This is a genomic window from Streptomyces sp. NRRL S-337 (assembly GCF_000720175.1).
GTDB classification, from domain to species: domain Bacteria; phylum Actinomycetota; class Actinomycetes; order Streptomycetales; family Streptomycetaceae; genus Streptomyces; species Streptomyces siderophoricus.
The window spans coordinates 1-14,501 of sequence record NZ_JOIX01000036.1; the positions used below are offsets into that span (position 1 = coordinate 1).

A 14,501-nucleotide genomic window follows, 5' to 3' on the forward strand; every position below is an offset into this window, starting at 1 on the left:
CTCACCGAACACCGACGGGTCCGGAGACGTCGTGACCGACGTGGTCGTCGACGCCTGCGTCACCGTCTGCGTGTCCGTACCGCTGGAGCCGGTGAAGTTGCTGTCACCGCTGTACGTCGCCGTGACGGTGTGCGTACCGACCGGCACCGCGCTGGTCGTGACGCTCGCCGTGCCCCCGGAGAGGGTGCCGGTCAGGGTCGGGCCGCCCGTCACCACGAAGGTGACCGTGCCGGTGGGAGTGCCGGCGCCCGGGGACACCGGGGCGACCGTGGCCGTGAACGTCACCGGCTCACCGAACACCGACGGGTCCGGGGACGAGGTGACCGTCGTGGTCGTCGAGGCCTGGGTCACCGTCTGGGTGTCCGTACCGACGGAACCGGTGAAGTTGCCGTCACCGCTGTACGTCGCCGTGACGGAGTAAGTCCCGGCGGTCACCAGCCCGTTGGTGCTGACACTGGCCGTGCCACCACTCAGTGTCCCGGTCAGACTCACGGTCGTGACACCGTCGGTGGCGACGAACGTGACCGTGCCGGTCGGCGTCCCCGCGCCCGGCGACACCGGCGCCACGGTCGCCGTGAACGTCACCGTCTGCCCGACCACGGACGGATCCGGCGACGAGGAGACCGACGTGGTCGTCGATGCCTGGGTCACGGTTTGGGTGTCCGTACCGCTGGAGCCGCTGAAGTTCCCGTCACCGCTGTACGTCGCCGTGACGTTGCTGGTCCCGACCGGAATGGCACTGGTGGTGACACTTACCGTGCCTCCGGAGAGGGTGCCCGTGAGCGTCGGACCACCGGTGACCACGAAGGTGACCGTACCGGTCGGGGTACCCGCGCCCGGCGACACCGGGGCGACCGTGGCCGTCAAGGTCACCGGCTCACCGAACACCGAAGGGTCCGGAGATGTCGTGACGGACGTGGTCGTCGATGCCTGGGTCACCGTCTGGGTGTCCGTACCGACGGAACCGGTGAAGTTGCCGTCACCGCTGTAGGTCGCGGTGACCGAGTAAGTCCCGGCGGTCACCAGCCCGTTGGTGCTGACACTGGCCGTGCCACCACTCAGCGTCCCGGTCAGACTCACGGTCGTGACACCGTCGGTGGCGACGAACGTGACCGTACCGGTGGGCGTCCCCGCGCCCGGCGACACCGGCGCCACGGTCGCCGTGAACGTCACCGTCTGCCCGACCACGGACGGGTCCGGGGAGGAGGAGACCGACGTGGTCGTCGAGGCCGGGGTCACCGTCTGGGTGTCCGACCCGCTGGAACCGGTGAAGTTCCCGTCACCGCTGTACGTCGCCGTGACGTTGCTGGTGCCGACCGGAATGGCACTGGTGGTGACGCTGGCCGTACCGCCCGAGAGCGTCGCCGTCAGCGTCGGACCACCGGCGACCACGAAGGTGACCGTACCGGTCGGGGTACCCGCGCCCGGCGACACCGGGACGACGGTGGCCGTCAAGGTCACCGGCTGGCCGAAGACCGACGGGTCGGGAGAGGTGGTGACCGTCGTGGTCGTCGCCGACACGCCCACGGTCTGGGTGTCCGTGCCAACGGAACCGGTGAAGTTGCCGTCGCCACTGTATGTCGCGGTGACCGAGTAAGTCCCGGCGATCACCAGGCCGTTGGTGCTGACGCTGACCGTGCCGCCGCTCAGCGTGCCGGTCAGGCTCACGGTGGTCACGCCGTTGGTCACGAGGAAGGTGACCGTGCCGGTGGGGGTGCCCGCGCCGGGCGCGACGGGGGTGACCGTGGCCGTGAAGGTCACCGTCTGCCCGACCACGGACGGGTCCGGCGACGAGGAGACCGTCGTGGTCGTCGATGCCTGGGTCACCGTTTGGGTGTCCGACCCGCTGGAGCCGATGAAGTTACCGTCACCGCTGTACGTCGCCGTGACGGTGTGCGTACCGACCGGAATGGCACTGGTAGTGACACTCGCCGTACCGCCCGAGAGCGTCGCCGTCAGCGTCGGACCACCGGCGACCACGAACGTGACCGTACCTGTCGGGGTACCCGCGCCCGGCGACACCGGCGCGACCGTGGCCGTCAAGGTCACCGGCTGGCCGAAGACCGACGGGTCGGGGGATGAGGTGACCGTCGTGGTGGTGGAGGCCTGGGTGACGGTCTGGGTGTCCGTGCCGACCGATCCGGTGTAGTTGCCGTCACCGCTGTAGGTCGCGGTGACCGAGTAAGTCCCGGTGGTCACCAGGCCGTTGGTGCTGACACTGACCGTGCCGCCGCTCAGCGTGCCGGTCAGGCTCACGGTGGTCACGCCGTTGGTCACGAGGAAGGTGACCGTACCCGTCGGGGTGCCCGAACCCGGGGACACCGGGGTGACCGTGGCCGTGAAGGTCACCGTCTGCCCGACCACTGACGGGTCCGGGGAGGAGGAGACCGTCGTGCTTGTCGAGGCCGGGGTGACCGTCTGGGTGTCGGTGTCGCTGGAGCCGGTGAAGTTGGCGTCGCCCGCGTAGGTCGCGGTGACGGTGTAAACGCCCGTGGTCACCAGCCCGTTGGTGGTGACGGTCGCGACGCCGGCGCCGTCCAGGGTGCCGGTGAGGTTCACCGTGGTGACCCCGTTGGTGACGGTGAACGCGACGGTGCCGGTCGGGACGCCGCCGCCGGGGGCCACCGCGCCCACGAAGGCGGTGAAGGTGACCTGCTGTCCGGTCACGGAGGGGTCGGGGAAGGAGGTGACCGTGGTGGTGGTCGCTGCCTTGTTCACGGTCTGGGTGTCGGTGCCGCTGGAGCCGGTGAAGTTGGCGTCACCGCTGTAGGTCGCCGTGACGGTGTGCGTACCGACGGTCAGTGAGCTGGTCGTGACGGTCGCCGTACCCGCCACGACCAGCGCCGTCAGGGTGCCGCCCCCGCCGCCTCCGATGACGAAGGTGACCGTGCCTGTGGGTGTGCCCGCGCCCGGGGACACGGGCGCGACCGTGGCCGTGAAGGTGACCGTCTGCCCGGAGAGCGACGGGTCCGGGGACGAGGAGACGACCGTGGTCGTCGACGCCTGGGTCACCGTCTGGGTGTCCGACCCGCTGGTGCCCGCACCCGGGGGGACCGGCGCGACGGTGGCCGTGAAGCTGACCGGCTGGCCGACGACGGACGGGTCCGGGGACGAAGTGACCGTCGTGGTGGTCGACGCCTGGTTCACGGTCTGGGTGTCGGTGCCGCTGGAACCGGTGAAGTTGGCGTCACCGCTGTAGGTCGCCGTGACGGTGTGCGTACCGGCGGTCAGTGTGCTGGTCGTGACGGTCGCCGTACCCGCCACGACCGGCGCCGTCAGGGTGCCGCCCCCACCGCCCCCGATGACGAAGGTGACCGTGCCCGTCGGGGTGCCCGCGCCCGGGGACACGGGCGCGACCGTGGCGGTGAAGGTGACCGTCTGCCCGGAGAGCGACGGGTCCGGGGACGAGGAGACGACCGTGGTCGTCGACGCCTGGGTCACCGTCTGGGTGTCCGACCCGCTGCGGCGCCGTCAGCGTCGGGCCGCCCGAGATGACGAAGGTGACCGTCCCGGTCGGAGTGCCCGCACCCGGGGAGACCGGCGCCACGGTGGCTGTGAAGCTGACCGGCTGACCGACGACGGACGGGTCCGGAGACGAAGTGACCGTCGTGGTCGTCGAGGCCTTGTTGACGGTCTGCGTGTCGGTGCCGCTGGAGCCGTTGAAGTTGCCGTCGCCGCTGTAGGTGGCGGTGACCGTGTGCGAGCCGACACTGAGACTGCTGGTGGTCACGCTCGCCGTACCGCCCACCAACGGCGCCGTCAGCGTCGGTCCGCCCGAGATGACGAAGGTGACCGTCCCGGTCGGAGTGCCCGCACCCGGGGAGACCGGCGCCACGGTGGCCGTGAAGCTGACCGGCTGACCGACGACGGACGGATCCGGAGACGAAGTGACCGTCGTGGTCGTCGAAGCCTTGTTGACGAGCTGGGTATCGGTGCCGCTGGAGCCGTTGAAGTTGCCGTCGCCGCTGTAGGTGGCGGTGACCGTGTGCGAGCCGACGCCGAGGCTGCTGGTGGTCACGCTCGCCGTACCGCCCACCAACGGCGCCGTCAGCGTCGGACCGCGTGTGCGAGCCGACGCCGAGGCTGCTGGTGGTCACGCTCGCCGTACCGCCCACCAACGGCGCCGTCAGCGTCGGACCGGACGTGACCGTGGTGGTCGTCGACGCCGTGCCCTGGACGGTCTGGGTGTCGGTCCCGGAGGACGCCGCGTAGTTGGTGCTGCCGTTGTATGTGGCGGTGATGGGGTGGGTGCCGACGGTGAGGGTGTTGGTGGTGACGCTGGCGTTGCCGCCCACGAGCGGTGCCGTCAGGGTGCCGCCCCCGCCGCCTCCGATGACGAAGGTGACCGTGCCCGTCGGGGTGCCTCCGCCCGGCGCGACCGGCGCGACATGGGCGGTGAGGGTGACCGTCTGGCCGAAGAGCGAGGGGTCGGGGGACGAGGTGACCGTGGTGGTCGTGGAGGCCTGCACGACGGTGAGCGAGCCGAAACCGCTGGAGGGGGAGAAATTGACACTGCCGTTGTAGTTTGCCGTGACGGTGTGGAACCCGACGCTCACGTTGTTGACGGTGGCCGTCGCGGTGCCGCCGACGAGCGGCGCCGTCACGGTGGGCCCGCCGCTCACGGAGAAGGTGACGGTGCCGGTGGGTGTGCCCAGTCCGAGCGGGATCACGGTTGCGGTTAAGGTCACGGGTTGCCCGAAGACCGCCGGATTCGGCGCCGCGGACACCAACGTGAAGGTAAATGCCATGGTGCGGCCCTTCGATGGGTGTGTGGAGGGCGGCGGGCCGTTCGCCCCCACCTAGCCCGGAAGGCTGCGGTGAGCGACAACTTCCTGTACGCGGGGGTGGGCGGTCAGGGCAGCCGGCGTCCCGGACTGCCGCGTACCGGTGTCCTCCCCCGACAGGTGGCAAACCGCCGATCGATAGCATCAGTAGGCGCGCCGTTCACTCGTACGCGCCATAGCCGCTCCCCCGTTTCCCCCGGATAGCGCAGCGCTCGGCGGCCGCGCGTCACGCACGGCGCACTCCGCGGGCGTGGACGGTTCGTGGACCACACCGGGGGCACATGCGGTCGGTACATTTCGTTGCCGGGGCCGCCCCCGGGCAACGAGGCGGGCCCCTCAGTCGGAAAGCTTCGGAACGCTTCGGAAAGGTTCTGAGAGGTTCTGAGAGGTGACGCCATGACCGAAAGCACTCCCGTGCCCTCGCCCGGCGCGATACCGGGCGGCCTGACGCTGCGCCATCCCGTACCGTCGGACCACCCGCGCCTCCAGGTGGCGCTGGCCGACTGGTGGGGCGGCCTGGGCGGTGAAGCGGGCGCGCTGCAGCGGAAGTTGCTCGTGCCGCGTCTCTTCCTGCAGCACTTCGCGGGCACCAGCTTCCTCGTCGAGCGCCCGGACCGGACCCTGCACGCGTTCCTGATCGGCTTGCTGTCCCAGACGGATCCGCGGACCGCGTACATCCACTTCGTGGGAATCTGCCCGGACGGCAGACGGGACGGCCTCGGCAGGGCGCTCTACGAACGGTTCTTCGCGCTGGCCAGGGAGGCCGGCCGCAGTCAGGTCCGCTGCATCACCAGCCCCAACAACCGCGACTCCGTGGCGTACCACACCCGCCTGGGCTTCCGCCTGGAGCCGGGCGACCACCTCGACGAGCACGGCACACCGGTGCACGTGGATTACGACGGGCCGGGGCTGGACCGGGTCTCGTTCGTGCGGGAGCTGTAACGGGCACCGTCCGCCCGGGCGACGACCCACCTGCCCCGGCCGGTACCGGTCCGGGCCACCTGGGTGGCCCGGCGCAAGGACCGTTCAGAGGCGGGGCACTTCAAGGAGTTCGAGGCTCTCGATGACGAGGTCGGCGGCGTCCTTCTCCCCCACGCTCAGCAGCCAGTCGGCGAAGCGCCAGCCGTGCTCCTCCATGGGGCTGCGGTCGTAGGTGGGGGGTGTGGGGCCGAAGTTCTGCTGGAGCCAGGTGTGATACGCCCGGCGGGTGGTGCGGTACTCCTCGCGGTCGGGGGCGGGTTCGCCGGAATCCTCGTCTAGGAGGTCCCAGAAGAGCTCCCGGAGGTCGTGCGCGGTGATGTAGAGGTCACCTTCGTCACCGAGGAAGAGGACGGGGAGGGTGGGGAGGTCGGCGCGGTCGTCGCAGCGCCACAGGGCGTACCGGGAACCGGACGTGGTGGCCTGGGCGAAGGCGAGGACCCGGTCCTCGAACTCCGGGTTGTCCGGGTCGGTCCAGCCCACGCCGTGGTGGAACGGGCGCAGTTCGAAGCCTGGTGAGTAGAAATCCGTGCAGGTGTCGTCGAATGCCTTGAGCAGGTTCAGCTCGGGTATCGGCGAGTATGCGTCGCTCATGGGGTCAGGTCACCTGGGGCAGGGGTGGGTGGATGAGTGGGTGAGGAAGTGGGTGGGTGGGTGACGTGAGCCTATGCCTCCGGGGTCGGTGGCAGGGCTCTGATCAATGCCTCCAAGGCGCCGTTGAAGGCGTGCTCCGGTGGAGTGCCGTAAGCGACGACCAGGGCGTCTCGGGGGGTGTCGGGGGCGGTGGGGGCGTGGAAGCGGGTGAGGCCCTCCAGGGCGAGGCCCTGCCAGCGGGCGGCCTGGACGATGGACTGCTCGGTGCCGGGCGGGAGTTCGAGGACGGCGTGCAGGCCGGCGGCGATGCCGGAGGCGTGGACGTGCGGCGCCCGCTCGGCGAGGGCCGTGACGAGCTGGTCGCGGCGGCGCCGGTAGCGCAGCCGCATGCCGCGCAGGTGCCGGTCGTAGGCGCCGGAGGAGAGGAACTCGGCGAGGGTGAGCTGTTCCAGCTGGCCGGACGGCCATTCGCCGGCGCGTTTGACGGCCAGCAGCGGGTCGACGAGGCGGTCCGGCAGCACCATCCAGGCCAGCCGCAGGGCGGGGGCCAGGCTCTTGCTGGCGGTGCCCAGGTAGACGACGTGGTCGGGGTCGAGGCCCTGGAGGGCGCCGACGGGCTGCCGGTCGTAGCGGAACTCGCCGTCGTAGTCGTCCTCCAGGACGTAACCGCCGGTCGCCCGCGCCCAGTTGACGGCGGCGGCGCGGCGGTCGGGGTGCAGGGGGACGCCGGTGGGGAACTGGTGGGCGGGGGTGAGCAGCGCCGCGCGGACGTCGTCGAGCCCGGCCAGGTCCTCGGTGCGGGCGCCGTGCGCGTCGACGACGAGCGGGACGGTGCGCAGTCCGGCGCGGGTGATGACGTCGCGGTGGAAGTCCAGCCCGTACGACTCGACGGCCACCCGGCCGGTGCCCAGGGTGCGGGCGAGCAGCGCCAGGCCCTGCATGAAGCCGGTGCAGACGACGATCCGGTCGGGGTCGGCGCGGACCCCGCGGGCCCGGGCGAGGTAGTCGGCGAGGACGGTGCGCAGTTCGGGGCGGCCGGCCGGGTCGCCGTAGCCGAACGCCTCGCTGGGGGCGGCGGTCAGCGCACGGCGGGCGGCGGCGAGCCAGGCGGTGCGGGGGAAGGCGGAGACGTCCGGGGTGCCCGGGGTGAGGTCGAAGCGCGGCCGGCCGGGGCGGGTGGCCGGGCCGGGCGGGCGGCGGGCCCGGGCGGGGGCGGCCCCCAGCGGCTCGACGCGGTCGGCGACCCGGGTGCCGGAGCCCTGGCGGGCGCTCAGCCAGCCCTCCGCGACGAGCTCGGCGTAGGCGTCGGCGACGGTGTTGCGGGCGATGCCGAGGTCGGCGGCGAGCGAGCGGGAGGAGGGCAGCCGGGTGCCGGGGGTCAGCCGGCCGGTCCGTACGGCGTCCCGCAGGGCGCCGATCAGGGCGGCCCGCAGCCCGCCGGGGCCGGTGAGGTCCAGGTGCAGGTCGCGACCGAAAGTGGCCCAGGAATCCGCCATGGAAGTGGACCATACCGGTGTGCCATTGCGGACGTAGCGTCGTGGTCATGACGACGACATCGACGGAATCGACAGCATCGACGGGATCCCCCGGTCCCCGGATGCAGTGGGCCAAGCTCGCGCCCGAGGTCTACAAGGCCATGATCGCGCTGGACGCGGCGGCGAAGAAGGGCCTGGATCCGACGCTGGTCGAGCTGGTCAAGATCCGGGCGTCCCAGCTGAACAAGTGCGCGTTCTGCCTCGACATGCACATCAGGGACGCCCGCGGGGCCGGGGAGACCGAGGAGCGGATCTACCTGCTGAGCGCCTGGGCGGAGGCCGAGGAGTACTACACCGACAAGGAACGGGCGGCGCTGGCGCTGACCGAGGCCGTGACCGTTGTGACCGAGGGCTTTGTGCCGGACGAGGTGTACGAGCGGGCCGCGGCCCACTTCGAGGAGCCCGAGCTCGCCCAGCTCATCGCCCTGATCACCACCATCAACGCCTGGAACCGTTTCGGCGTGAGCACCCGCATGACCCCGGGGAGGGCCTGAACCGATGACCCAGCGGATGAAGTTCTGGGGCCGGCAGCCCGCGTTCTACCAGGCACAGCTGGCGCTCACCATGGCCGCCAAGAAGGGCCTGGGCGACCCGGTCCTGGCCGAGCTGGTGGTGCTGCGCGCCTCTCAGCTCAACCGGTGCGCGTTCTGCATCGACATGCATGTGAAGAACCTGCGGGAGGCCGGGGTGAGCCGGCAGCGGATCGATCTGCTGCCGGCGTGGGAGGAGGCGGGCGACCTCTACTCGGCGCGTGAACGGGCCGCGCTGGCGTTCGCCGAGGCCGTCACCGTGCTGACCGAAGGACACGTCCCGGACGAGGTGTACGAGCGGGCCGCGGCCCACTTCGACGAGCGTGAACTGGCCCATCTGCTCGCGGTGATCGTCGCGATCAACAACTGGAACCGGGTCAACGTCACGGTCCGCCAGCCGGCGGGGTCCGAGCTGTGAGCGCCGCCGCGACGCTGCGCGCGCTGCACCACGGCCCGCGGCTGCCGCTGGTCCTGCCCGGCCCGTGGGACGCGGCCGCCGCCCGGGTCTTCGCGGACGCCGGCTTCCCGGCGCTGGCCACCCCCAGCGCGGGCATCGCCGCCTCCCTGGGCCACGAGGACGGCCGGACGCCGCCGGCGGAGATGTTCGCCGCGATCGCCCGGATCGTGCGGGCCGTGGACGTGCCCGTCACGGCGGACGTGGAGGCCGGGTACGGGCTGTCCGCGAAGGAACTGGTCGGCCGGCTGCTGGACGCCGGGGCGGTCGGCTGCAACCTGGAGGACACCGACCATGCCACCGGGGCCCTGCGCGACGCCGAAGAGCAGGCAGCCTGGCTGGCGGAGGTGCGGGCCGAGGCCGGTGACGCGCTGGTGATCAACGCGCGGATCGACACGTATCTGCGCGGTGTCGAGGGCGAGCGGGAGACGGCGGAGACGGTGCGCCGCGGTCTGCTCTACGCGGCGGCGGGCGCCGACTGTGTCTACCCGATCCTCGCGCCGCCCGCGCTGCTGTCCGCGCTGGCCACCGCCGTCGGCCGCCCGGTGAACGCCCTCGCGGTGCCCGGCGGGCCCACCCCGGAGGAGCTGGGCGCGCTGGGCGCGGCCCGGATCACCTTCGGCGGCGGGCTGCAGCATGCGGCGATGGCGACGCTGGCGGAGGTGGCCGAGCGGCTGCGGGGCGGGCGGCCCGCGGAGGGCTAGCCGGCACGGACGGGACGCGGCCGCCCGGGGGACGCGGTGGGGCGGGTGTACAGGGGTCGCCCGCCCCGCCCCGCACGGCCCCACGTGCCCCCGCGCGTCCCCACGTCTCCCCGCGCGGCCCCATCTGTCCCCGCGTCAGCGTTCGTCGGTTCCGGGGACCTTGCCCGTACTGATCGCGATCCGGTTCCAGGTGTTGATGGTGAAGATCAACGCCAGCAGCCGGGCCAGCTCGTCCGTCGCGAAGTGCCGGGCGGCCCGCTCGTACACCGCGTCCGGCACCCCGCCGTGCGCGACCAGCGTGACGGCCTCGGTGAGTGCCAGCGCCGCCCGTTCCCGTGCGGTGAAGAAGTGCGCCGCCTCCTCCCAGACGGCGACCATGTGCAGCCGCTCCTCGCTCTCCCCGGCCTTACGAGCGTCGGTGGTGTGCATGTGCAGGCAGTAGGCGCACTTGTTGAGCTGCGAGGACCGGATCTGGACCAGTTCGACCAGGGCCGGGTCCAGCCCCTCGCGGGCCGCGGCGTCGAAGCCGATCAGCGCCCGGAAGGCCTTGGGGGCGGCCTTGGCGAAATCGACCCGGGGGACACGGACTTCGGGGGCTTCGGTGGTCGCGGGGGCTTCGGTGGCCGGTGCGGTGTTCGTCAGGTCATGCGCTGCGGTGTTCGTCATGCTTCGAATCTAGAAGCCGGGGCGACCGGCTGTAGGGTGCATTCCCATGCCGGAATCATGGGTCAATTCCGCCGAGGGCCTGGGCGCCGATCTGCATGTGGAACTGACCGGTCCGGGCGGCCGCCGCGCCGCCCTGCTGCGTGCGCTCCGCGAGGCCGTACGGTCCGGGCGGCTGGCCCCCGGCACCCGCCTGCCGCCGTACCGCTCGCTCGCCGCCGACCTCGGCCTGGCCCGCAACACCGTCGCCGACGCCTACGCCGAACTCGTCGCGGAGGGCTGGCTCACCGCGCGCCAGGGTTCCGGCACCCGCGTGGCACACCGGGCGCAGCCGCTGGCCCCCGCCCCGGCCCCGGCTCACCGCGCCCCGGCGGCCCGGCCCCGCCACAACCTCCTCCAGGGGCAGCCGGACGCGGCCGCGTTCCCCCGTACGGCATGGGTCGCCGCCGCCCGCCGGGCGCTGACCGCCGCCCCCGACGACGCCTTCGGGCCCGGTGATCCGCGCGGCCGCCCGGAGCTGCGCCGCGCGCTGACCGACTATCTGGCCCGTACCCGCGGTGTCCGCACCGACCCCGGCCGGATCGTCATCTGCTCCGGTTTCGCGCACGCCCTGCGGCTGCTGTTCCCCGTCGTCCTCGCCGGCCCGCTCGCCGTCGAGTCGTACGGCCTGCCGTTCCACCGGCAGCTCCTGGCCGCCGCCGGTACCGTCACCCGTCCCCTCGCCGTCGACGAACTCGGCGCGGACACCGGTCGGTTGGCGGAGCTGGACGAGGTGCGGGCGGTGCTGCTCACCCCGGCGCACCAGTTCCCCACCGGCGTCCCGCTGCACCCCGACCGCCGGGCCGCCGTCATCAACTGGGCGCGGATGAGCGGTGGTTACGTCATCGAGGACGACTACGACGGCGAGTTCCGCTACGACCGCCGGCCGGTCGGCGCCCTCCAGGGCCTGGACCCGGAGCGGGTGATCCACCTCGGCTCGGTCAGCAAGAGCCTGTCGCCCGCGGTGCGGCTGGGCTGGATGGTGCTGCCCGGCCGGCTGGTCGACGCCGTCCTCGCGGCCAAGGGCGAACGGGAGGCGTGGGCCGGGGTCACCGACCAGCTCACCCTCGCGGAGTTCCTGACGTGCGGCGGGTACGACCGGCACGTCCGCCGGATGCGGCAGCGCTACCGGCGGCGCCGGGACCAGCTGGTCGCCGCGGTGGCCGGCCATGCGCCGCAGCTGCGTGTCACCGGTATCGCCGCCGGGCTGCACGCCGTCCTCCAACTCCCCGACGGCTCGGGGGCGGCGGACGAGCGTGCCGCGCTGCGCGCCGCCCGGTGGCAGGGCCTGGCCCTCGACGGGCTGTCGGAGTACCGCCACCCGGACGCCCCGACTCAGCCCCGGCACGGCCTGGTCGTCGGCTACGCCACCCCGTCCGAGAGCGCCTTCCCGGCGGCCCTGGCGGCGCTGTGCCGGGCACTGCCGCCGGGGTCTTAGGGAGACCTCGCCCAAAAGGCGGGCCGGCTCTACTGGCCGGCGAACTTGCGGCTGATGCCGTCGAAGACCCGCTGCGCCTCGGGGCCCAGGTGCGGGCCGGCCAGCCAGGTGTGGGCGTTGGAGCTGATGGAGGTGTTGGAGACCAGGGTCAGCTTGCCGCCGCGGTTGACGAACCAGCCGCCGCCGGAGGTGCCGCCGGTCATCGTGCAGCCGATGCGGTGCATGGCGGGCGTGCCCTGCTGCATGACCAGCCGGCCGGGGCGGGCGGGGCAGTTCATCATCCGCGCGCCGTCGTACGGGGGCGCGGCCGGGTAGCCGAACGCGTCGAGGGAGCTGATGCCGTCGGCGGAGGGGGCGTTGAACCACACCTGGGCGGCGGCGCCCACCGTCTCCTGGAGCGACTTGGCGCCGCCGTTCTCCGGCTTCACGTGCAGCACCGCGAAGTCGTAGGCCGAGCCGCCGTTGCCGGTCTCCTCGCTGCCCATGTTGATCCACTCACCGGAGGTGGTGATCCAGTCCGCCCAGAAGCGGCCGTAGGGGGTGACCTGCTGGCCGGGGGTGTTGCCGACCTGGTTCATCGGGACGCCGTTGTCGTTGTACGACGGAACGAAGACGATGTTGCGCATCCAGCCGCCCTGCTTGCCGGAGTGCACGCAGTGGCCGGCGGTCCACACCAGGTTGGACCTGCCCGGGTGCGCCGGGTCCTCGACGATCGTGCCGGAGCAGACCATCGGGCCCTTGGGGCTGTCGAAGAAGATCTTGCCGACCGGCGCCATGTGCTGGTGGTACGGGCGGGCGACCTGCTCGGCGGTGACCGGCTGCGGCTCGGGGTCGGAGGCGGCGGATCCGCTGCCGGCGCCGGTGGCGTTCACCCCTATCTCCGGGGCGGCCTTGGCCTTGGCCAGCCGGTCGGCCTTCCAGTGGTCCTTGATGATCGGGTTGGCGAAGTCCGAGGCCTTGCGGGCCCAGTCGCCCCAGTCGTTCCAGCCGCCGTCCTTCCACTTCTTCAGGCCGTCGATGCTGGTGGGCATCCCCTTGGGCAGCTTCAGGCCCCCGTCGCCCGGGCCCTTCTGGTCGGCGGCGGCCGAACTGCCAGGGGCGGCGGCCTTGTCGTCGCTGGGGCCGCAGCCGGTGGCGGTGACCGCGAGCAGCGCGGCCACGGCGGCGGCCGCGGCGGTGGAACGGCGGATGGCTGGCATGGAAGCGGAAGTCCCCCCGGTACGTGGCGGCCGCGGCTCGCGGCGCCATGGTGTGGTGTGTCATGTCCCGTCTCGGACTGGGCCCTACTATGCCGCGCCGCAGGGGCCGGGGGACGGCCAGGTCCCGGGGGTCGGGGGACATAACGGGAGGGGTCGGCGCACGTCGGACGGCCCCGCACCGGCGGCAGCGGTGCGGGGCCGGATGCCACCCGCACTCCCCCCACAGGAGGCAGGCAGCGGTCGGGGGACGGAAGGCGGAGAGGCTCAGGACCTCGGGGGTCGGTCCTGAGCCTCTCCTGGAGGTGGGCCTGTGGGCGGGGCGTTACCGCAGGAGCTTGACGATCAGCTCCAGCACGTACTTGTCGACCTTCTCCAGGACGATCCGGACCGGGCTCGACGGCTTGAGGGTCTTCACCCACTTGCGGAAGGCGGCGACGCCCTTCTTCGCGGCGGCCCTGGCCTCCTTGTAGTGCTTGCCGAGCACCTTCTTGAGGAACTTCACGATCGCCTTGGCGCGGTCCTTGGCGCCCTTGCCCGAAATGCCCGGCACCTGGGCCTTGTCGAGGCCGGCCGCGTAGGTCACCGCGGTGAGGGTGTTCACGTCACCGGCCGAGCGAACCGCGCCCACCTGGACCGAGGAGACGACCGGGGTCCGGGAGTGCTGGACCGCACCGGCCATGGGTGCCGCGATACCCAGCGTGACCGCTGCGGCGAGGGCGGTGGCGGCCATCCGCATCGTCTTGCGCATGGAACTCCTCTTCTCTCTTTCGCGGCGCACCGGTTGTCGGTGATCGCCGGAAGGAGTCTTCCGTCGCCGTCCGGCATTCCGCTATTGCCTCTTCGGGCATCGGACGGATGGCCAACGGACGTGTGGTCATTGACCGAAGGGGAGCCGCACGCAGGGGAATTGAGGATTTCCGCCGGAGGCAAAGGAACCTCCTCGCCCATCCCTGGGGCGAGGAGGTTTCCGGCGGCCTGCCGGGATTACGAACGGTCCACCGGAATACTGCCGTCCGGCGGGCTGATGTCGTGATGATGGGCGTAGGCGAAGATGGCCGCTTCGATGCGGGTGGCCACCTCGATCTTGGTCATGAGATTGGCCAGGTGAGCCTTGACGGTGCGTTCGGTGATGCCGAGTTGCTGCCCGATCTCCCGGTTGGACGCGGCCTTTCCGATGAGGATGAGCACTTGGCGTTCACGCGGCGTCAGATGAGGGATTCTGGAGGGGTCTCCCGGTGTCGGGCGCGGGCTCGTGGGGTACGCCACGGCTATCCGCGCAGCCGATAGTTCACTTTTGTTGCACGTATGACTCTGAGACAAAGCAGTTCTACCTTCCCCGTATTCTGCTTATGAGTCTTGCTGGGCACGATCGATCCGCTTTCCCCCCGGTTGGTCGAGTCGGGGTTCCGGCGGCCGAACGTGGGCGTGCGGTCATCGTGCGCTGCGGTCCGCGGTCCGCCCCCGGCGGGTGGTTCCGGGAGGCGGGCGCGGTGACCGCCCGACGCGACCTCGGCCCGGCATGAGCGGCGTCACGGTCGGTAACTGCCCAGCAAAGCGAGGCCACATGGCCGGAAAGAGCACTT

Annotated in this window: 13 protein-coding genes and 2 pseudogenes; 6 read left to right on the forward strand and 9 right to left on the reverse strand. The window is 72.0% G+C overall.

What is annotated here, in order from left to right:
* Nucleotides 1–3,441, reverse strand: a 3,441-nt coding sequence (locus tag IG62_RS48940) for an Ig-like domain-containing protein (protein ID WP_051798499.1), incomplete at its 3' end; no start/stop codon positions are given.
* Nucleotides 3,442–3,685: 244 nt separating this feature from the next.
* Nucleotides 3,686–4,036, reverse strand: a pseudogene (locus tag IG62_RS49905) (Ig-like domain-containing protein); the annotation flags it as partial.
* Between the two features lie 26 nt (nucleotides 4,037–4,062).
* Between IG62_RS49905 and IG62_RS47330 the strand changes: the two are divergent.
* Nucleotides 4,063–4,212: a hypothetical protein gene (locus IG62_RS47330; protein WP_158795080.1), complete on the forward strand. Its 150-nt coding sequence runs from the start codon at nucleotides 4,063–4,065 to the stop codon at nucleotides 4,210–4,212.
* A gap of 23 nt (nucleotides 4,213–4,235) precedes the next feature.
* On the opposite strand, the pseudogene IG62_RS50220 reads toward IG62_RS47330, so the two are convergent.
* Nucleotides 4,236–4,748: pseudogene (locus IG62_RS50220) on the reverse strand (Ig-like domain-containing protein); the annotation flags it as partial.
* Between the two features lie 432 nt (nucleotides 4,749–5,180).
* Here IG62_RS50220 and IG62_RS0123795 point away from each other — a divergent pair.
* Nucleotides 5,181–5,726 (forward strand): GNAT family N-acetyltransferase, encoded by a 546-nt coding sequence (locus IG62_RS0123795; protein ID WP_037839160.1) that lies wholly within the window; start codon nucleotides 5,181–5,183, stop codon nucleotides 5,724–5,726.
* 84 nt (nucleotides 5,727–5,810) lie between these two features.
* Here IG62_RS0123795 and IG62_RS0123800 read toward each other — a convergent pair whose 3' ends face one another.
* Together IG62_RS0123800 and IG62_RS0123805 are read right to left on the reverse strand one after the other, a co-directional pair.
* Complete coding sequence (locus IG62_RS0123800; protein WP_030806820.1) at nucleotides 5,811–6,356, reverse strand: hypothetical protein; 546 nt, start codon at nucleotides 6,354–6,356, stop codon at nucleotides 5,811–5,813.
* Between the two features lie 71 nt (nucleotides 6,357–6,427).
* Nucleotides 6,428–7,852, reverse strand: coding sequence for a PLP-dependent aminotransferase family protein (locus IG62_RS0123805; protein ID WP_030806822.1), 1,425 nt, complete (start codon nucleotides 7,850–7,852; stop codon nucleotides 6,428–6,430).
* 47 nt (nucleotides 7,853–7,899) lie between these two features.
* On the opposite strand from IG62_RS0123805, the gene IG62_RS0123810 reads away from it, so the two are divergent.
* From IG62_RS0123810 to IG62_RS0123820, 3 genes are read left to right on the forward strand one after another with little or no spacing between them, the layout of a single operon-like run.
* A complete protein-coding gene (locus IG62_RS0123810) occupies nucleotides 7,900–8,385 on the forward strand; it encodes a carboxymuconolactone decarboxylase family protein (RefSeq protein ID WP_030806825.1) in 486 nt (161 codons plus the stop codon).
* Nucleotides 8,386–8,389: 4 nt separating this feature from the next.
* Nucleotides 8,390–8,839 (forward strand): carboxymuconolactone decarboxylase family protein, encoded by a 450-nt coding sequence (locus tag IG62_RS0123815; protein ID WP_030806829.1) that lies wholly within the window; start codon nucleotides 8,390–8,392, stop codon nucleotides 8,837–8,839.
* On the forward strand, nucleotides 8,836–9,579 hold the full coding sequence (locus IG62_RS0123820) for an isocitrate lyase/PEP mutase family protein (protein ID WP_030806832.1): 744 nt from the start codon (nucleotides 8,836–8,838) through the stop codon (nucleotides 9,577–9,579). The genes IG62_RS0123815 and IG62_RS0123820 overlap by 4 nt, the downstream gene beginning before the upstream one ends.
* 135 nt (nucleotides 9,580–9,714) lie before the next feature.
* On the opposite strand, the gene IG62_RS0123825 is transcribed toward IG62_RS0123820, so the two are convergent.
* A complete protein-coding gene (locus IG62_RS0123825; protein ID WP_051798500.1) occupies nucleotides 9,715–10,245 on the reverse strand; it encodes a carboxymuconolactone decarboxylase family protein in 531 nt (176 codons plus the stop codon).
* Nucleotides 10,246–10,291: 46 nt separating this feature from the next.
* Here IG62_RS0123825 and IG62_RS0123830 point away from each other — a divergent pair, with 46 nt between their 5' ends.
* Complete coding sequence (locus tag IG62_RS0123830) at nucleotides 10,292–11,719, forward strand: PLP-dependent aminotransferase family protein (protein WP_030806837.1); 1,428 nt, start codon at nucleotides 10,292–10,294, stop codon at nucleotides 11,717–11,719.
* A gap of 29 nt (nucleotides 11,720–11,748) precedes the next feature.
* Here the strand turns inward: IG62_RS0123830 and IG62_RS0123835 are convergent, their stop codons facing one another.
* From IG62_RS0123835 to IG62_RS42185, 3 genes are all read right to left on the reverse strand, one after another.
* Nucleotides 11,749–12,918, reverse strand: a complete 1,170-nt coding sequence (locus tag IG62_RS0123835; RefSeq protein ID WP_030806840.1) for a trypsin-like serine peptidase — start codon at nucleotides 12,916–12,918, stop codon at nucleotides 11,749–11,751.
* 322 nt (nucleotides 12,919–13,240) lie between these two features.
* Nucleotides 13,241–13,666: a hypothetical protein gene (locus IG62_RS0123840; RefSeq protein WP_030806842.1), complete on the reverse strand. Its 426-nt coding sequence runs from the start codon at nucleotides 13,664–13,666 to the stop codon at nucleotides 13,241–13,243.
* Nucleotides 13,667–13,902: 236 nt separating this feature from the next.
* Nucleotides 13,903–14,184 carry a response regulator transcription factor gene (locus IG62_RS42185; RefSeq protein WP_267887910.1) on the reverse strand — a complete coding sequence of 94 codons (282 nt, stop codon included), beginning with the start codon at nucleotides 14,182–14,184 and terminating at the stop codon, nucleotides 13,903–13,905.
* Nucleotides 14,185–14,501 lie beyond the last annotated feature (317 nt).